An 18738-nucleotide genomic window follows, 5' to 3' on the forward strand; every position below is an offset into this window, starting at 1 on the left:
GGAGCGGCTTCCCTCGCAGTGAACGTCCATTATGGCGTCGCTCTCGGTGGCCTCGTGTGCCGGAGTCGTACCCGGCCATCACCCCGCGGCTGTGGCTTCCCTATCCGGCTGCAAGCCGGAGCCACCAAAATTCAGGAACATCGCCATTCCGGGTGTAAGTGCTCGACCGGACCGGTACGACGGTTCCCATGTACCGATGGTCGCCGCTCAATGATCGCCAACTGGCCCTGCTCGCCCGCATCGGAGAGGGAACAGACCCCGTCACCTCCGCGAGCCCGGAACTCGCCCTCACCGCCCGCGCCCTCAAGGAGCGGGGCCTCATCACCATGCCCAAGCACAGTGGGAAGTGGCGGGCGGAGATCACCGATGACGGCCGCTTCTACCTGGAACATGGTCACCACCCGGACCGGCCTGAACCGACCGCACGCAAGAAGCGACCGGCAGCCGCTGAGCCGAAGCCGAAGGATGCGGCGCCTCCCCGTCGGCGAGCAGCGCCCCCACCGGAGGAGAAACCGGCCCCAGCGCATCCTGCGAAACCCCGACGTCCGTCGCCGGCGGAGATCGGTGCGGCGTTGATCGCGGAGGTGCAGAAGGCCGATCGGTTTCTTCGGATTCCGGATCCGAGCGCCGATGAGCGGGCTCGTTATCGCCGGGCGTTCGACGCGGCTCGGCAGTGTGCGCCGGAGGGCTTCCACCTGAAGTACAGCGGGAGGGCCAAGGGAGACTTCTTCGTCGGACTGCTCCGGGTGACGGGCGAGGACGATACGGAGTGGAACCGGATCCGCCTGGCGCGCAGCCGAGTGGTCACTGACGTCGAGGACGTGGTCGCGGCGGTCACCGCGGACCACAGCGCCTTCGAGATCTCGGACGAGGTACTTCCACGGGTGCTCTCCCTGCTGCGGCTCCTCGCAGAGCAGGCCCTCGCGCGACACGGCGAGATCGCGGTGTCGAAGAAGCGCAGGCAGGCGAGGCCGCTGCTCACGGTCCACGGCAGGACGTACGAGATCAGCTTCAAGGAGCGGCAGAAGCAGGTCCGGTACGTGCCCAAACAACCGGGCCGGCGGACGTACGACTGGCAGCGGGTCACCCCGGCGCACCGGTACGAGCCGTCCGGCGAACTGGAACTCCACGTGAGCCAAGGATCGACGTACGGCTACGGCTACCGCAGCGTTTGGGAGAAGGAGTGGGCCGATACCGCCAAGAAGCCGCTGGAGGAGCAGATCGGCTCCGTCTTCCGGGCGCTGAAGTCGAACGCGGAGGCAGAGGAGCGGGCTCGGCTTGCGCGGGAGGCGGAGCAGCAGCGGCTGCGTGAGGAGCGAGAGCGGCAGCAGGAGGAACGCCGCCGGAGGGAGGCCGAGGAGCAGGAGGAACGCCTTCGGCAGGAGGAGGAAGAAGCAGAGCGCACACGGCGAGAGTGGGAAGCGGCGGTCAGCGTCGCGACGATCAAGGCGGTGGACGCCACGCGAGTCAACCGGTTCGGCACCGCCCTGGCGCAGTGGCAAACCGCCGGAGAGATGCGGGCCTTCTGCGCCGCGCTCGACGAGGCCGCCTCCGCCTCGGACGACGCCCACGAGGCCGGGCGGCTGCGCGAGTGGTCGCAGTGGGGGAAGGCGGAGGCCGACCGGCTCGACCCGACCGTGGCCGGCAGGAGCCTGACCGCCCACGGCCTCCACGCGGAACCCACGGGAGACGAGCTACGCCCGTTCCTCGACGGCTGGCACCCCCACAGGCCGGAGAAGGCGAAGCCGCCGAAGGAGCAAGAACCCGAGGCGGCAGCCAAACCACCGAAGCCGGAGCCTGAACCGGAACGGTGGCGCAGCTTCACCGACGAACGTCTGGATCAAGGCTGGAGATATGGACGCCCAGGTCGCGCTCAATGGTGGAGGCGATGACGCCGTGCCCCCGGTCTCGCAGGGCCTTCACCGACTTCTCGATGAGCTTGCCGAGCCGGACGACCTCCTCCCGCAGGGCGAACAGCTCGTCGTAGCGCTCGGTCTTGTCCTGGCCGCACCACTCCCTGACGGTCCGCAGGACGGCCGCTTCCGCGTCCAGCTTGCGGTCGTCACGGCGGCTGTAGGAGTACCAGCCGGACTCGGTGCGCTCTTGATCGATGGCCTGCTGCCTGCGGTCCACCTCCGGAAGGATGCCGTCGGCGAGATGGTCGGCCACGTGGCGCGCGATGCGCTCAGTGACCGGCCACCCGGCCAGGCAGAGGCCGGCACGGTTCTCGTGGACCATCGGATCACCGCGCAGATCCGCGGGATCCATCCCGACCAGCCGGGCCCCCGCGTCGAGGTTGTTCAGCTCAAGGATCCCGGCGTCCGCGGCCCCTCGACGCAGTCGCAGCTTGCTCTTCGGGCGGACGAAGCCGAGGATCATCCGCGCAGCCTCAAAGTCTGCGCTCCCCCGTACCTCTCGCGACACCTCTGCCAGCGTTAGCTCACTCGCATCGTCCGCCCGAAACGCCTCGACGTCTTCCCAACGTGCCACGAGAGAGGCCGGGTTGACCCACTCCTGGAGCCCGGCGTCATCACCATCGAGGAACCGCACGTGGAGCGAGTCAGTTCTTCCTCGCCCACCTACCCGTACGATCTCGACCCGGCGGATTGGACTGCCCAACTCTTTCGGCCGCGCTCGGTAGGCCCAGTGCTCACCCGTCTCCATGTACCTATTGAGCCAGTTCTGTTGAGCCCGGCACTCCACAAACGTCAGAACTGGCCGATGATCCACTGAGTTCTGATGGCCACCTGTCAGGGGGCTCTCAGACGCCCGATCGAAGGCTACTCACAGCGGCAACTGTTCTGCCCTAGGTCGATCGCCCTGTTCCCCTTAACAGTCAGGTGTGAGCATCCGCTGCAATGTCGCCTAGCCTGAGAAAGAGGTGGATGTTGGTTCACTAAGCCGACGAGCTTACGACCTCGCCCACGTTCTACTCGAACCGAGGTTCATGAATGACGCAGAGTTCGGACGAGCGAGTCGGTCGCTTCCGCCTACGCCGCAACATCGAACCCTCCAAGGCCATCCTGAGCAGGCACATGAGGCTTCGATGAAGCGTTCGTGGCCACTCCAGGGCATGCCGCGCCCCTTTGCCGACCAGCAGAGAGTCTGATCAGCCCCCGCTGTCAGAGGGACGAATGAGGATGCCCAGCAGAACGCGATGGCCCTGATCGCGTTCCTGGGCCCAGGCCGGGGAAGCAGTTCCCAGCCTGGGTCCAAGCGCTGTCCAGCAGGAGGCAGAGTGCCTAACCTGTCTGGCGTCAGGCAGCAGGGCGAATCACGGATTCCGGTCGGACACAGGGAACTTCGCCGGCCTGTCGGACCTGCTCACCTTTCAGGTCGGTCACCTCCGGTTGCCGCTCATGGATATCTGCGAGCAGGTAGGACACGAGATCCTCCAGGCGCGGCCGGTTCATGCCCTCGGGCACGGTCACCCAGACAGGACCGCCCTGCCGGGTGTCACCGACGGCGTGGCCGCGGAACCCCTTCTCGTCACGCTCGTGCTCAATGAGCCGCACGCCGCAGTAGCCCGTCAGCTCCTCCAGAGACGCCACGTGCCCAGGCTGGACGTACTCACGGCCTTGCGCGAGGAACTCGCTGAGAACGGACCGGAGTTCCTCAGCCTCCGGGAAGGTGAGCGAGACGCACCGGAACCGTTCCAGAGTGGGGCCGCCCACGGTGAGGTCGATCTGCGGAAGCGACGCGTGTGCCATGTGGGCGAGGCCGAGTTCGAGGTGCTCGGGCTCCAGAACGCCTTTCGTGCGCGTGACGGGCTGCAGGTCCAGACGCATGACGTGCGTATCGGCCGCATGGAAGTGTTCGGAGATCAACGCCGTCGGGGTGTGCTCCTCCCACTCCCTGTACTCGCACCAGGGCGGGCACGGTGTGACAAGTTCGATCGGGTGGTTCGGCTCCGGGTAGTGGTCGATTGCCTCCGCGGCGCCGCCGACGATGACGTTGTCGTATCGGTGGCGCAGGCCGCGCAGGCGGAGCGCGAAGTCCTCAAGGTCCTCGATGAGAGCGCCCAAGGCGGATCGGTCGAGTTCGGCCGTGCCGTCGGTGGCTGCCAGCCACAGGCGGGGCTGCTCTCCACGGGCCCGCTCGTCGTGGCCGAGGCTCACCTGCACGGAAAGGAGAGGCACTTCGACCTGCGGATTCATCCCCTTCGGCGCCGGCAGCTTCACCGGCGCGCTGATGTGGCTTCCGGTCGACTCTGCGTGCGGCTCGCTCGCGCACCAGGTCGGGCAATCGTGGTCGGCGGGCTGGAGGACGAGAACGGGGGCGTTGGACATGATGTCTCCTCGCGTGAACGGGTTCGTCTTGTCCAGCAGTCTTCGCCCATACAGGATCCTGCACGCCTAGACTCCGATTCCGGGTATATGGCCCATCGACCGTTGCCAAACTGGAGTCAGGCGGGACCTGCTCCGGCGACAAGACTCTGAGGATGCACCCCAGTTCACACGCCACCGGCCCGGACGGGGTCAACGGCAAAGGGCCCGATCCTGGGAGAGATCGGGCCCTGGGGCAGGCGCCGGTGATCTTCATAGGCAGGCACTCGCGCGCCTCTACCGCAGCCACAGGGTCTCCGGATGACCGCCGGGCCGCATCGCACGGGCCGTTCAGCGAGCCTGCCCGGACACTAGGCGGGCTTCGGGCTCGGTGTGGGTACCACCGCGTCGTCGAGGGTCACTGCGGGAACTTGGGCGTTAGGCCCGGGGTTCGGTTTGATGGAGTCGACCATCGGGCTGATCGCGTCGTACATGCGCTTGGACTCCTGAGCGTGTACGCCCTCCCGCCAAGAGGGTCCATAGCCGTCCATCTCCAACTCCTTGAGGTAGGAGACGAGTTCCGAGCCAGTCAGTTGGAAGGTGTACACCTTGCCCTTGTGACGGACCACCGTGACTTCGGTGAGGTCGTCGTACGGCTTTGTAGCTTCCCAGATGTCCTTGGTGCAGGTGATCTGGAACCGGGTGACGCCTGCCGCCTTCAGGAGTCGCTTTTCATGTCCAGGCGGTGTCTTCCCGCTTCCGCACCCGCTCACGAGTACGGCTCCGGCTGCCGTGGCCAGCAACGCAGCCACGACTTGGCTGCTGCGTTTCATGCGGCGTCGGCCAGCTCGGCCCGGACACGGTAGGCAGCGACGGCGGCGGCGAGCGTCTCCGCCGTGTACCCGTTGCGGTACGGCTGTCCCGGTCCGGGGCTCACGGTTCCGTTGTTGGGGCGCGTCAGTCCGACATTGCGGAGGATCCTGGTCAGGTCTTTGCCGATCTGCTGGGCGCGGATGCCGAGCGCGTCGGCCAGGTCGGTGCCGTACATCACGCCACCCGCTTTGGCGACGGTTCGGTAGGCCCGCAAAAGGACGGCGGGCACCGCTTCGTCCTCGTCGTCGAGGGGCTCGGCAGGTTCAGCGGGAGCGGTGAGCGGCGGTTGCGTGCCGCTCGGTACCGTCGGCTGCTGCTCGACGGTGTCCGTGCTCTCGGTCGTCCGACGCGGCCGGGGCGCGCGCGGCACCGACGGCGTGAGTTCCAGGCCGCCGTCGCGCGGCAGCGGGATGTCCGCGTCGGCCATGAGCGCGTAGGTGTGCGCCACCGTCACCAGGGCAACGGCGCCTTCTTTGTTGCCGCGGGCCAGAGCGCCCCTGGCCTTGCCGGAGAGGTCGTTCGCTACATCGGCTGCGTTGAGGCAGTGATCAAGTTGATTCACGGCTGGCTAAACCGGCCGCCTCTGGATTCGGAAACGCCCCCGGTGGCAGCGGCATACCGTCCGGAGCGACGTTCATCGGATTTACCTGCAGAAACATCGTCTCGGCGAGATGCTGCAGGCAGCGCGTGGGTGCACGGCGCCGCGCGCTCATGCGCCGGGGTCGCGCTCATGCGCCGCCCTTGCGGCCCGTGTCGGATCTCCATGCTTTGACGCGCACAGCACGGCAGGGGTGACTTCCGAGGCGCTACATTGCCGCAACCTCGGCACAGCTGAAACCCGTTCGCATTCCCCGCCTCCCGGCTGCTCGACGCCTTCTTCGACGCGGGTGAGAACCGCACCAACGCGACGAACTCACCTATATGGCAGGTCAGTTGAGTGTGCTTGAGGCTAGGGAGGCGTGTCCTGCGCGCACTGGGCAACGTTCCTGACGTATGCAGTCGAACAGCATCCTCGAAGCCCTTGAGCAGGCAGTCGCCCAACGCAACAAGCTGTCCGCCGAGTTGGCGAAGTGCGGTGGCCACATCGCCGAGTTGATCGCGCAGGCGGTGACCGAAAACGTCGCCATCGATCCCGTCCTCCAGGACTTGAAACCCCTGATCCCGCGCCAGTCGGCGGCGAGGCCGGTGGACAACACGTCGACCCACACGCCGACGCCGGCGGCGCCCAAGAAGGCAGCACCATCCGCCACGCCTCGAAGCCGTGCGTGGGAGGTGATTCAGGGAGCCGACATGGGGCACGGCATGACAGCGGATGAGCTGCTGGGGCGCCTGCAGTCGGAGGGATACGCCGATCTTCGGGTCGCGACCGTGCAAGGCTGGCTCAGTTACTGGAACGGCGTCGGCAGTCTCCGTCGCGTCCCTGGCGCGGTTTTTCCGACGTACGTGCCGAACTCCAAGGGCACATTCCACTCGCTGACCGGCAAGCTAGCGCCCACACCCTCTGGGAATGATCCGGTGCCACCGCTCCTGCGCGAAGCTCAACTAGCTGTACAGGAGGCAGGCGGTCGGATGCACTCGGGCGAGCTCGCTGCGTCATTCAACGTCAACCCCTACGAACTGGGAACCCAGTTGTCCGGGTTGCTGCGCAGGGTGGGCATCCGTCGACCCGCAGAGGGCAAGGTGCGCAGTGGCCCACGCGGACAGCTCGCTCCAGGGTTCACGGAGGAATGCCTGAACCAGGCCATCGCGATCTTCGAAGCGAGTGGAGGCGCAGGGAGTTCACCGGGCTGAGTTCTTGACTGGGTCGGCAGGGCAGGCAAGGCGGCCGCCTTGGAATCTCTCCTGTACCCGCTCGGCCTCACGGCACGCACGATGATGCCGGAACCCCGCCAGTGCGATCAGCCGCTGCCCTGCGCAAGAAGACGATCACTTCCGACTACCTCGGCGGCCTCAAGGGCGAAGGGCTGATGCTCACTCTTGAAGCCGTGCTCGGCTTGTGGACCATGCAGTTTGCTACTTTGGTCTCGGAATGCGCTGACCCCTCGAGCGTGATCACATACGGAGACCGCTGCGGCCGGATCCGGCCGCGATGGCCTGGACGGTTCCACCATCTGAAAGTTGTTCGTGGCCGACATTTGCCACTCCGCCCCGCTGCGCTTCCACTGTCACCGAGTTCGCGGAGACCGTGCAGCAGGGATGCCCCTTTCTCTCGTATGGGTGAATCCGGCCCTCCCTGCTGTTCCGGCTCCCCCTTGCCAGTTGTGTTGTGCTCCCGCCGGGAGCGTCAACTCCACGTAATTCAGGCGTTGTTGGCGGGTGCGTCGAGCGCTGTCCGGCCTAGCGTGGTGGTCCCGGCTACCGAGGTGGGTTCATGGGAAAGCGTCAGCGCCGACGTCAACGGCAGCAGCGGAACAGGCTCAAGCAACAGCAGAAGGCCCAGCGCCGGCACCTGCTTCCCAGTGCGCAGCGACCGCTGCTGGAGGTGTGCTTCGAGGACGGGGTGTCCGAGGACCACGAAGCGCTGTGCCTGGCGTACTGGGAGTTCGACGAGCCGGGTGCGTGGACCCGTAAGGTCGCGGAGCTCGGCTCCAGCAGTATGGTCCTGCGGATCGTGAAGGCGTCCTGCCATGCCAATGTGCTGACGCTGATGTGTCCGCAGTGCGCCGACCCGATCACGGTGAAGTCCCGCTCCGACCTCGCGAATACGGGGCTGTGGCGGCCGGATGTTTTTCCCACCGCGGAACAGCGAGCCAAGGTGCCCTGCGATGCCTGCCGTGAGGTTGCGGCCGATGCGCGGCGGGCGGCAGAGCAACGTGCCCAGGAGGAGCACCGCAAGAGGTCCGAGAGGCGGGCCGCGAACGCCAGTGCTTGGGTCGCCGACCACAGAGGCCACTCGTTCCCCGACGAGCCGCTGTCGGCACAGGAAGCCCTGACTCTGCTCACCGTGATCGACATCATGGACCGCAAGGACAGCGAGTCGTTCGGGCCGCTGAACAAGGCCGACTACTTCCTCGGTGCGTCACACAGCACCGATGTGGAGACGCTGAAGAACCTGCACCAGCAGCGTTGGATCGCGCCAACGCTGCCCGCGGCGGTGGACGACTTCGCGTACATGGACGACGATACGGTCCGCGGGGTGTACGTCGAGCGGGTGCCGTGGAGGCTCGCGCATGCCCTTGGTGACGAGGCCCCGCAGGCTCGCCGGGAAACCGCAGACGAGATGCAGCTCCTCCTGCTCGACAGCATGGACGAGCTGAAGGAGACCGGGCAGGAACTTGATGCGGTCACCGCCGTGATGTACCTGGACAACCTCCTGATGCGGAAGTACAGCGAGGAGCCGGTCCCGGAGCACCGGATGCAGGAGGCGTACGACACGTTTCGGGACGCCCTGCGCGGTGGCTTCACCCTCGGCCAGCTGCTCGCTGTCGCCTGGAGCGCCACGGCCAGTTCAGTGGCATGGGGACAGCGCACGCCGGGGCTCAGGCCGGGCAGTGTGTCCTCGGCGGCGGTGACCAACCTGGGGCGTCGTCTCGGGTACGCCTCGGATCGGCCAGTGCCTGTGTACGACCTGCCGAACTGGGTGACGCTTCCGGCGACACGGGCGACCTTGCTGCGCCTGCTGGAACAGCACAGAGCCGAGAGCGAAGCCCTGCACCGCTTCCGGTCCCTGCAACAGCGCATCGGCTCACGGCAACTGGAAGCCCTTGAACTCGACGGAGACCTTGCCGAGGCAGCAGACAGCGGCAGGGCGACGACGGAGAGCCTGTCATTCCCCGACTTCCTTGTGGACTCGCGTGGCGACGGGCCTGTCCGTAAGCCCTTGCCTCCGCTTACATACGCGTTGGTGACCCCGGACGGTTCCTTCGAGTTCCGTACGGAGAGCGCCAAGGGCATGCGGGAGAGGGTGGGTGCGGCCGGAGCGGGTCTCGTGGACCGGATCGTCCTTGACGAACCCGCCACGGTGCACGCTTACGTCGCCGAACTAGTACCCGCGAGGTCCAAGAACGCCAACCCGGTAGCCAGCGAGATGCTCCGGCTGCTGGGCTGCCATTGCGGACCGTTCTTCGGTCCCATCTCCTTCTTCGCTGTCGGACAGCGCGGGTACGAACCAAGCAGCCTGGACGAGGACCAGCAGGAGATGCTGTACGCCGCGCACGAGGTGGCTCACGCACGCAAGGCGGCATCGCCCGGTGACGTGAGCGGGGGCGCCCTCAGCCCAGGGTGAGCTGCCCTGTGGGCGACTGACCTCGTGAGGTCGGGACAGCGGTCGTCCCGCACGTGATGCGGTGGGGCAGAGCCGTATTGCGGCGTTGGGTCCGGTTGTTGGCGACTGCTTGTACGACGGCCTCGCTCTGACCGATGAGCATGACGCCCCGGCTGGCGCGTGTGACGGCCGTGTAGAGCAGGTTGCGCTGTAGCAGCATCATCCCGGTGGCGCTGGTCACGGGGACGATGACGTACGGGTATTCGCTGCCCTGGGAGCGATGAACGGTCAGGGCATAGGCGTGGACGAGTTCGTCGAGATCGGCGAAGGGATAGGTGGCTGTCTCCCCGTCGGTGAAGGTGACGGTGAGCTGGTGGGCCTCGACGTCGACGGCGGTGATGGTGCCGCTGCTGCCGTTGAAGACGCCTGACTCGCCTCGTTGGGGTTTGTTGCGGATCTGCTGAACGCGGTCACCGAGCCTGAAGGCCGCCCCGCCGTGATAATGCTGCGGTTTGTCCGGTGCGGGCGGATTAAGACGTTCCTGAAGACGAAGGTTGAGGTCGGTCATGCCGGCGATGTTCTTCTTACCTGGACACAGAACCTGAACGTCTTCCGGACGGGCTTCGAGGTGACTGGGCATGAGGTCGCAGACCAGGTCCACCACACGCTGGGCAACGTCCTCGGCGACGGGGACGGCTCGGTTCCAGAACGCTCTGGCGTCGCCATGTGGGAGTTCGCCGCGCAGGATGCGGTGGGCGTTCGTGACGATCGCCGAGCTGCCGTCGTCCTGGCGGAAGACCTTCGTGAGCCGGGTGCGTGGGATGTCCTCGATGTCCAGCAGATCGCCTAGGACGCGCCCGGGGCCGACACTGGGCAGCTGGTCGATGTCGCCCACCAGTAGCAGATGACAGCCGTTACGGACGGCAGCGAAGAGCCTGCGGGTGAGCGCGAGGTCCAGCATGGACGCCTCGTCGACGACCACCAAGTCCGCCGTCTCCAGCACGCTGGCGTGATCGAAGAGGGAGTCGCCATCGGGTGGACGGATCAGACGGTGCACGGTCATCGCGGCCTGTCCGCAGGTCTCCTCCAGCCGCTTGGCGGCCTTGCCTGTCGGCACCGCAAGCGCAACGACGGCGTCGGCCTCGTCGGCGACCTCGGTCAGGGTGCGCAGAGTGTGCGTCTTGCCGCACCCCGGACCGCCCGTGAGGACGGACAGAGGGTGGGTCAGCGCGATGTGAACCGCACGGTACTGCTCGCTGGTCAGCCCCGCGGTCTCAGGCGTGCTGAGTGCCGCCAACCTTTCGTCCCACGGGGCGAGTTCGGCCAGCGCGGGCTGGGAGGCGAGCAGCCTGCGTACATGCCAGGCGAGTTGGGTCTCGTCACGATGCCAGCGGGCGAGCTGGGCGATCTCGGTGTCCGCCACCGCGTCGGTGCCGTCCATCACGGGCTGTGGCAGCGTCTCGGCGACCACCTCGCCCTGCTCGCACAGCACTTCCAGTGCACCCCGAAGAATCACGTCGTCGAGGATCTCGGCGGTGGCAGGGTCGTCGTCGGACAACAGCTGGCGGGTGCGGGCGAGCAGTACGCGCGTGGGCAGATGGCAGTGGCCCTGGCCTCCGGCCTGGTCGAGCTCATGAAGGAGTGCGGCCTGCAGGCGTTCGTCGCTGTGCTTGGGTACACCCACGGCGAGCGCGATCCTGTCGGCGTTGTGGAACCCGACTCCGTGGACGTCCCGGCACAACCGGTAGGGAGCACGACGCACGATGTCGACCGGATCGTCCTCGGTGTCGGCGTACGTCGTGTGGATCTGCACCGCGAGGCGTGGGGTGATTCCGAGGCTCTGCAGAAACAGCATGATCTCGGCGATGGCCTTCTGCTCCTGCCAGGCGGCAGTGATCCGTTCGAGCCGGACAGTGCCGATGTTGTGCACGTCCAGCAGCCGCGTCGGCTCGGAGTCGATGACCTTCAGCGTTTGCTCGCCGAACATGTCCACGATCGCGGAGGCGAGGGCCGGGCCGATACCGCGGATCAGCCCAGAGGCGAGATACAGACGAATCGCCCGTTCGCCCGCGGGCATGGTCCGTTCGCACTGCTCGACTCTGAACTGTCTCCCGTGGCGAGGATGTTGGAACCAACTGCCACGCAGCCGCAGGTTCTCTCCTGGGCGCACGCCGAAGAGCGCTTTGCCGAGCGCAGTGACGGACTCTTCGCCGTCGGCCATGGTGGTGAGCCGGAGCACCGTGTTCTCGTCGTACCCGATGTGCAGCAGGTGATCGACCACGCCCTCGACCAAGTCGTCGGTTTTCGGGGGCACTTGATGCGTCACGTGCTCTGTCTCCAAAGATATGTACGGGCGTTGGATCAGACCGGGGGTGCTCCGGCGAGACCAGCATGTGCCTCAGGGCGGTGACCTATCGAGTGACTGAAGGATTCTGCTCACCGAAATGAGTGACAGGGGTAGGAAGGTTATTGCCACGGCGTTGCGCCTTGGCGCCTCTCGATTGCGTGCAGGTGTTGACGGAATCGCCCACGCCGCTGCGGGAGCGGAGCGTTGGAGCCGAGTCCTCGCGGCCCAGGCTGCAAGGGGACTTGGGTGCCTTGTAGTTCGGCAGGGCCACGGCGGGCCCGAGCGCTCGCCCGCTTGCTGTTGTGAAGTCGCTGTCTTCGCAGCGCACTTGTCGTCGGTTGCTACCAGAACCTCCCGTTTCGGCCACTGGCTGGCACGTGCTCTTCTGACGACTGCGAAGGTGCCCGAGACTGTTGTCCGGACCACGGGAGGGGCATGGTGGCGGCACGTATGCGGCGAGGATCGAGGACCGCGCGGAAGCGTCGAGAGCAGAGGCTCAGGGCCGGTGCCGGTGGTGGGGCCGTGCTCGTCGTTTTGCTGGTGGCGTTCTGGTCGGTGGTCTGGCCGTATCTCGTCGGTGGGCTCGTGCTGGGCGGCGTGACGGCCGGTGGGTGGTGGCTGTGGCGGACGGACCGGCTCATCAGGGGCGGCGACCAGCGGTGGCGTCAGGACGAGGCAGTGAAGGCCGGGCACCGTGGTCTCACACTTGCTGAGGTCGACCTGATGACGGGGACGCAGTTCGAAGACTTCGTCGTGGACCTGTGCCGCAGGGATGGGTGCACGGAGGTACGACGGGTCGGCGGCTCCCACGACAACGGTGCCGACGTGCGCGGCCGCCTGCCCGACGGCCGGAGCATGGTGATCCAGTGCAAGCGTTACGCACCCAAGCGGAAGATCCCCAGCCATGAGGTCCGCGACCTGCTCGGTGCCCAGGTGCACTTCAAAGCCGATGTGGCGATCTTCGTGGCCACGACCTACTTCACGGGCCCGGCCGAGCAGACTGCCGCGCAGAACGAGATCGTCGCTGTCCACCGTGACCACCTCGGTCTGTGGAACAGCGGGGCATCCCTCCCGTCACTCACCGCCGTGAACGGCTCGGGCCAGGGTGATCGCCAGCACCGCAAGCGGTGGCGAGAGACATACGAGTAGGACCACGTCGGCCATGTCCCAGCAGTTCGCTGTATTCGAGCCGCTGGAGGGCGCTGGCGTCACCCTGTCGTGGGGGTGCGCCGAAGACGCTGGTAGTTGTCTCCGCAGGCTCCAACCGTGCTACATGGTGCGGCGTGTGTTGTGGGTGAATCCAAGTCGATTTGGGCTGTCAGGAGGGCTGGTGATCTACGTTGGATGCCTGAACGGTTCGTTCGGGCAGGCTAGTTCTGTATTGGCTGAGGCTTTGGGGGAGTGTCGTGCGGACTGAGTTCGTCGACCGTGTGGAGCACATGGCTGAGCTGCGCGCGCTGGCGGCGGGGCTCTTTTCGGGGCGTGGCGGGGCGGTGGTCCTGGACAGCGTCGCCGGCATGGGCAAGACGTCCCTGCTTGGCGCGTTCGCACAGTTGCCTGAGACAGACCCCGATCTCCGGCCCCTGAGGGTCGTGGCTGCGCGTTGCCATCCGGGCATCGGCCCTGGGCTCGTGTACGGCCCTGTTGTGGACCTCATGCTTCCTCTGGCACGGACCGTGAAGCAGCCGGGCCCTATGCGTCAGTTCCTGAGCTTCACGCGCCGTGGTCTCGTGAAGTCTGCGCCTGAACTGCTGTCGGCGATGGTGCCCGGTCTCGGTGCGGCCTTCAACGTTGGCCAGGAAGTCACGCGGGCCTCGCTCGCCACGGGATCAATGCCGTTCGACAGTCTGCAGCCCTTCCAGCAGGGCGTGGCGATGCAGATCACTGACGCCGTCCTCGACCTTGCTCGCCCAGATGCCCCGGTCGTGCTCACCATCGACGACGTCCAGCACATCGACCCGAGCAGCATGCTGGTGATCGACCGGCTCCTGCGCAGCCTCGCTGATGCTCCGCTCGGCTTGGTCCTCAGTCACACCACGGACGCCGCACACGGCGGCGGTCACGCGGCCATGGTCGAGGAGATGCTGCAGCGCTGGGCGGATGACGGTGTGCTGACCCGTCGACGTCTCGGTGGTCTACCGCCTGACGCTGTCCACGAGTTGGTGCGGAGCACCCACCCCACGGCCCCTCTCGCCTTCTCCGAGAAGCTCGCGCAGTTGACGGACGGGCACGCCATATTCGTGCGCCTCTGCCTGGACGAGTGGCACCAGGACGCCAGTGACGAGATCGACCTGCCGCCGAGCCTCTCGCGGGTCGTAGAGGCGCGCATGAGGATCCTGTCGGACGAGGACCGGGAACTCCTTGCAGTGGCTTCGACGCAGGGCGCCGTCTTCCTCTCGCGGGTCGTGGCGAGTGTCCTGGACGCCCAAGACAGCGATGTGATGGAACGGCTCCGCCGGATCGCCAGCACGGGCCTCATCGAGCTGACCGCTCCACCGGCGTGGGCCACGGCTGAAGCGGCGGACTGCTATCGGTTCCAGCATGGCGCGCTGTGGCGAGTCGTCTATGAGAATCAGAGCCCCGGCCAGTCCCGAACACGGCATGCCGAAGTCGCCCGTGTTCTTGCCGCGGGGCAGGTCGACGGAAACACGCCGCCGCTGCCGTTGCTCCTTGAGGTTGCGAGCCATCTGCGCCGCGGTGGACCGGGCTGTCTCGCGGCCTCCGCCGAGGCCCACTACGAGCTGGCCAGGTCGGCAGCGACCGAGGGGTTGTCGTTCGCCGAGGCGGAGCAGCACTGCGAGGAAGCCATCCGTGCGTCCCAGGCGCTGCCTCCGGGTAATCTCGCGCGCGACCGCATGCTGGTCCAGGCCACCGAGCTGTTGTTGTCGCTTACGGAGGTGCGGTGGCGAGGCAACAGCACCCCGGCAGGCGGCCCGGACATCGACGACCTGGCCGCGGAAGCGGAGGCCGCTGCCGAACGGTGCGCGGTGCCCGAACTCCGTATCCGCACCGCACTCTTGCGTGGCAAGACCCTGCTGGCGACCGAAGGGCTCGTGCCCTCGTTGGCCAAGCTGCGAGAGGCCGTCGATCTCGCCGAGGAGTACGGGGACCCTGTCGCCCTGTTCGTAGCCAAGGTCGAATACGGCCGACAGGTTTCCAAGCGTCGGCTCTCCGACGGGCTGGCTCAGCTCCAGGAGGCCGAGCGGCTGTACGCCACCGACCCGCGGCTCGGCGACCGGGACGACCCCGTGCTGCAGCACGCCCGGAATCTGGGCGAGATGCAACTCGGCATCTCGCTCTTCGACAGCGGACACCTCGGAGAGGCGCTGGAACGGCTGCGACGATGCACGGAGCGCCTCGCTGGTGAGTCCCTTCAGGCCGAGCTGCCGATAGCTCTCAACTACCTCGCGCAGGTATACGTGGCGCTCGGGGAGGTAGCGGAGGCCGAGGAGGTCCTCCGCAGAGCCCTGGACTTCGAGGCCGGGCGGGGTGGGGACAGCGGATGGCACGCCTACAACGCCGCCCTGCTCGCGCATCTACTCGTCCAGCGCCCCTCTCGCAGCTCGGAGGCCATCCGGCTGATGGAGGACGCCTGGGCTGAGACCGAGCGGACCTGGCTGGCGAACCTGGTCCCGATCGTCCGGAACCTCTACGCCCAAGCCCTGTTGGAGGCTGCCGAGCCGCCGGCCGACGCCCGGGACCGCGCGGCCCGGCTGGTAGTGGACACCATCCTGGAGACGCGGCGCAGCGGCATGGTCCGCAGCGAGATCGCCGCCCTCTCGCTCCGCAGCCGTGTGCTGCTTGAGCAAGGCGAACCGGAGGAGGCCGAGGTCTGCGCCCGGGAGGCCCTGCGGGTGCTGGACGAGGTTGGGGACATGCCGGCCCTGCGCACCGAGGAGGTGCTCCACCAGGGGGCCGTCGTGCTCCGTGCGGTGGGGAACCATGCAGAGGCGGGTGCGCTGCTGGCGCGAGCGCGCGCCGAGATCGTACGCAAGGCCGATGGCATCACCGACCGCCGCCTCCGGGAGGGATTCCTTCGCAACGTACCTCTGAACCGGGCCGTTCTCGGCACCGAGCGGGGAGACCGGTGAATCGGCGCCGAGGCAGAGTGGCTCAGAACCGCTGTGTGAGACTGGGGCGGCCATGCTGACCATCACCAAGGAGTTCCACTTCTCCGCGAGCCATGTGCTCGACCGGCTGCCCGCATGGCATCAATGCGCCCGGATGCACGGACACAACTACGTCGTGGTCCTGGAACTGTCCGCCCCGCGTGACGCGCTCACCGAGGCGGGATTCGTCCGCGACTACAGCGAACTCGACGCGTTCAAGAAGTGGATGGATGACACCCTCGATCACCGGCACCTGAATGAGGCGATGGGGGGGGGGCGTCTCCCCGTCCGCCGAGAATCTGGCCGTGTGGATCTTCGACCTCTGGTGTGACCGCCTACCGGAACTCACCGCAGTCCAGGTTTCAGAGACTCCCAAGACCTGGGCGACCTATCGACCGGCAGCGCGGTAGGCCGAACGTGCCCTACGGACTGTTCACGCCGGTGCAGGAGTACCTCGACGGGGCCTTGTCTGTGTAAGCCGCTCCAGCTCGCGGCGGGGGGGGGGCTATCGAGGGCACCAAAGCCTTACGGCTTCTTGGCTCTTGATTGGGGTGCAGGCGTCTGCGAACGAAGACGCGCGTTCTCCTCCTCCAGCACCCTGACACGTCGCTCAAGTTCGGCCCTTGTCGGCTTCTTCGGCCGCACGGGCGGCGGTGGGCCAGCAGGTGCGGGCGGCTCGGCGCGTAGTCCGAGAGGTTCGAAGGCGACGATCGTCATGTTGTCTCTACCGCATTCGGGACACCTCTTGCTGTACGTGCCCGCGGAGACGGGGTCGCTGTACGTGTAGTGCGCCTCGGACTGGATGATGTGGCCGCAGTACAGCCGGACACGCCACCGCATAATCTCGTGGTCCTGCTTCTTGAAGGACTGCATCAGTCGGGCGGCGTTCTCGAACGCCTGGCGGCGGCGCTCCGCCATCGCAGGGTCTGCGCGGCATTTCGCGTTGTCCGCATCAACCTGTTGCTGAACCCACTCTCTGATCTCCTCGCTCTGCTTCTGACCGCGGTGGTCCTTGCGGGTGAGTTCGTAGCTTTCCAACGGAGTGCCGTTGCTTTGGTACTCGATCTCGCTCATGGCCGGCAGCGTAGGTCCGCAGTGCGGCGCACGATCAGGATGAGCGTATTTCGCCCTCGGTCGTGTGCACTTTGTCCAGAGACGGTGACAGAGGCTCATGCGTGACCATGGAAGGCTCGCATTCTTCCTGGCTGGTCAATCGGCTAGCCGCCTCACAGGCACGGGCGGTGCTTCGGTTCCGTAAGGAATGCAGGCGGTGCTGCGGAGTGCCGAAGACGCCGCAGCACCGAACCGAAGCCAGTGGCAGTGGCAGTGGCAGTGGCCAGGATGCCGCTTGCTCGGGGCGTGGTCTTGCGGGCCACTCCAGCGCTTGGGTTGAGTGCATGTCAGAAATTCCCCCACCTCGAATGAGGCTCCGGCCCGTACGGGTTCCACCCGTGCAAGTACGGCTTCAGTTCGTCTGGTTTCGGCTCGTGGGTTGTTGGCATCTCCGGCAGCTGGTGCAGCGGATCGTTGGCTTCGATATGGCGACGTGCCCAGGCCAGCCACTCCCGTGCCGAGGCGACCTCGGCTGCTTCGACGTCCACGGCCTCGTCGATGCGCCGCTCCAGCGCCTCGCAGTACTGGCGCAGGACGGCGACGTCCTTCCATTGGGCGGCCTGTTCGTTCAGTACGCTGGCGAGTTGGGCCTGCACGGCCTGCTGCTTCGCGGCAGCCATGGCTTCTTCCCAGCGGGCCTTGTGTTCTTCTGCCGCACGCGCCTCGTCGACTTTCCGCTGCGCGTCCTCGACCGCGCGGGTTTCGAGTTCCTCAAGGACGGCGCCCAGGACGTCCTCAAGCGACCAGCGTTTGCGGTCGGCCCATTGGCTACGGCGGTTGGACGGGCTGTAGCCGAGTTCGAGCAGAAGCTTCTTGCTGCGCTCAGGATCCTCAGACCGTGGGTTCTCCTGCTTGATCGTGGCACTGTAGGTGAAGTCACCGATGACCAGGTCCAGTTCGCCCTCGCGGCTAGCAAAGCTCGCGGGCACGTAGCGCCCGTTGTAGGAGTATCCGGGCCTGCGGTAGCTGCCCTGCACGGGGTGCTCCTTGACCCTGTGCCCCCGCCGTACAGCTTCAGCGGCTAGGCCCTGGAAGACCCGGAGCGCGCGGCGGCGTGGTTCCGTCGGCATCGCGAGCCGACTCTCGTCATCACGCAGCGCTGCCACGACCGGGTGCAGCGAACGCAATTGGGCCGGTACTGGGACCTGTGGAGCGGATTCCGGTTGCTGGTGGCCGGAGTTGGGGTGAGGACCATCCAGGAGGGAGATCTGCAGGTACCTGGTGGCGTTGCACATGCGGTACTTCTCGATGCGTTTGCCCGCCGGGACCAGTCCGTGTCGCTTCGCGAAGTCGATGACGCGCCGCCACTCCGCCACCTGGCCGTCGTCAGGCTCGCGGATGATCACCTGCTGCTCGGCGACGAGCTGCTCCATGAGCCGAGCCGCCTTCGCCCGCCGTGCAACGGGGATGGGGCGTTCGCTGTACAACGCCGCAGCGGGTTTCGTGGCCCCCTTGGTCGGCCTGGGCTTGGCGTGGGGAGCGGTCGCAGTCTGCTGCTCGTGCTCAGGTCGCGCCTTCGCGGGGCGACTGCGTGGCTTCGGTTCAGTTACGGCGGGTTCCTTGGGCTCCGCCGCATGGCCCGGGTGGTCCGGATGGTGGCCGTGCTTGAGGTAGAACTTCCCGGCGTCGGTCACCTCGGCCGACAGCACTCCGCGGCGGCGGCGTACGGCCAGCAGCCCGCGGTCGCGCAGCGCGTAGGCCGAGCGGCGCTCGCTCGGACCTTGCGCACTCAGCTCCTCGCCCGCATCCAGGCGGCCGAGAAGCGCCAGTTGCCGATCGTTCAAGGGGGACCAGCGATGCATGACCCCAGCTCACACGCCCCTGCCC

Annotated in this window: 12 protein-coding genes and 1 pseudogene; 6 read left to right on the plus strand and 7 right to left on the minus strand. The window is 66.8% G+C overall.

The features are described 5' to 3' along the window. Positions 1–188 precede the first annotated feature (188 nt). Positions 189–1892, plus strand: coding sequence for a PE-PGRS family protein (locus QIS96_RS03370; protein ID WP_282540795.1), 1704 nt, complete (start codon positions 189–191; stop codon positions 1890–1892). Here QIS96_RS03370 and QIS96_RS03375 read toward each other — a convergent pair. The 4 genes from QIS96_RS03375 to QIS96_RS03390 all read right to left on the minus strand — a co-directional run bounded on the left by QIS96_RS03375 (position 1822) and on the right by QIS96_RS03390 (position 5700). Further along, positions 1822–2664, minus strand: a complete 843-nt coding sequence (locus tag QIS96_RS03375) for a PE-PGRS family protein (protein ID WP_282540796.1) — start codon at positions 2662–2664, stop codon at positions 1822–1824. The two genes, QIS96_RS03370 and QIS96_RS03375, sit on opposite strands and share 71 nt — an antisense overlap. Before the next feature lie 593 nt (positions 2665–3257). Beyond that, complete coding sequence (locus tag QIS96_RS03380) at positions 3258–4289, minus strand: DUF6907 domain-containing protein (RefSeq protein ID WP_282540797.1); 1032 nt, start codon at positions 4287–4289, stop codon at positions 3258–3260. A gap of 347 nt (positions 4290–4636) precedes the next feature. Beyond that, positions 4637–5077, minus strand: a complete 441-nt coding sequence (locus tag QIS96_RS03385; protein WP_282540798.1) for a hypothetical protein — start codon at positions 5075–5077, stop codon at positions 4637–4639. Between the two features lie 17 nt (positions 5078–5094). Continuing rightward, positions 5095–5700, minus strand: a complete 606-nt coding sequence (locus QIS96_RS03390; RefSeq protein ID WP_282540799.1) for a hypothetical protein — start codon at positions 5698–5700, stop codon at positions 5095–5097. Positions 5701–6131: 431 nt separating this feature from the next. On the opposite strand from QIS96_RS03390, the gene QIS96_RS03395 reads away from it, so the two are divergent. Next, the gene (locus tag QIS96_RS03395) at positions 6132–6929 is read left to right on the plus strand and encodes a hypothetical protein (protein ID WP_282540800.1); all 798 of its coding nucleotides are present in this window, start codon (positions 6132–6134) and stop codon (positions 6927–6929) included. 580 nt (positions 6930–7509) lie between these two features. Next, positions 7510–9363, plus strand: a complete 1854-nt coding sequence (locus QIS96_RS03400) for a hypothetical protein (protein ID WP_282540801.1) — start codon at positions 7510–7512, stop codon at positions 9361–9363. Here QIS96_RS03400 and recD2 read toward each other — a convergent pair. Beyond that, the gene (recD2, locus tag QIS96_RS03405; protein ID WP_282540802.1) at positions 9350–11668 is read right to left on the minus strand and encodes an SF1B family DNA helicase RecD2; all 2319 of its coding nucleotides are present in this window, start codon (positions 11666–11668) and stop codon (positions 9350–9352) included. The two genes, QIS96_RS03400 and recD2, sit on opposite strands and share 14 nt — an antisense overlap. Positions 11669–12211: 543 nt before the next feature. On the opposite strand from recD2, the gene QIS96_RS03410 reads away from it, so the two are divergent. From QIS96_RS03410 to QIS96_RS03420, 3 genes and pseudogenes are all read left to right on the plus strand, one after another. Continuing rightward, on the plus strand, positions 12212–12838 hold the full coding sequence (locus QIS96_RS03410) for a restriction endonuclease (protein WP_282540803.1): 627 nt from the start codon (positions 12212–12214) through the stop codon (positions 12836–12838). A 257-nt stretch (positions 12839–13095) separates the two neighbouring features. Further along, positions 13096–15780, plus strand: coding sequence for an AAA family ATPase (locus tag QIS96_RS03415; protein ID WP_282540804.1), 2685 nt, complete (start codon positions 13096–13098; stop codon positions 15778–15780). A 52-nt stretch (positions 15781–15832) separates the two neighbouring features. Further along, positions 15833–16208, plus strand: a pseudogene (locus tag QIS96_RS03420) (6-pyruvoyl trahydropterin synthase family protein). A gap of 115 nt (positions 16209–16323) precedes the next feature. Here the strand turns inward: QIS96_RS03420 and QIS96_RS03425 are convergent. Both QIS96_RS03425 and QIS96_RS03430 read right to left on the minus strand, forming a co-directional pair. Next, on the minus strand, positions 16324–16872 hold the full coding sequence (locus QIS96_RS03425) for a hypothetical protein (protein WP_282540805.1): 549 nt from the start codon (positions 16870–16872) through the stop codon (positions 16324–16326). A gap of 326 nt (positions 16873–17198) precedes the next feature. After that, a complete protein-coding gene (locus QIS96_RS03430) occupies positions 17199–18713 on the minus strand; it encodes a hypothetical protein (RefSeq protein WP_282540806.1) in 1515 nt (504 codons plus the stop codon). Between the last annotated feature and the right edge of the window lie 25 nt (positions 18714–18738).

This window comes from Streptomyces cavernicola (assembly GCF_029968035.1).
GTDB lineage: Bacteria > Actinomycetota > Actinomycetes > Streptomycetales > Streptomycetaceae > Streptomyces > Streptomyces cavernicola.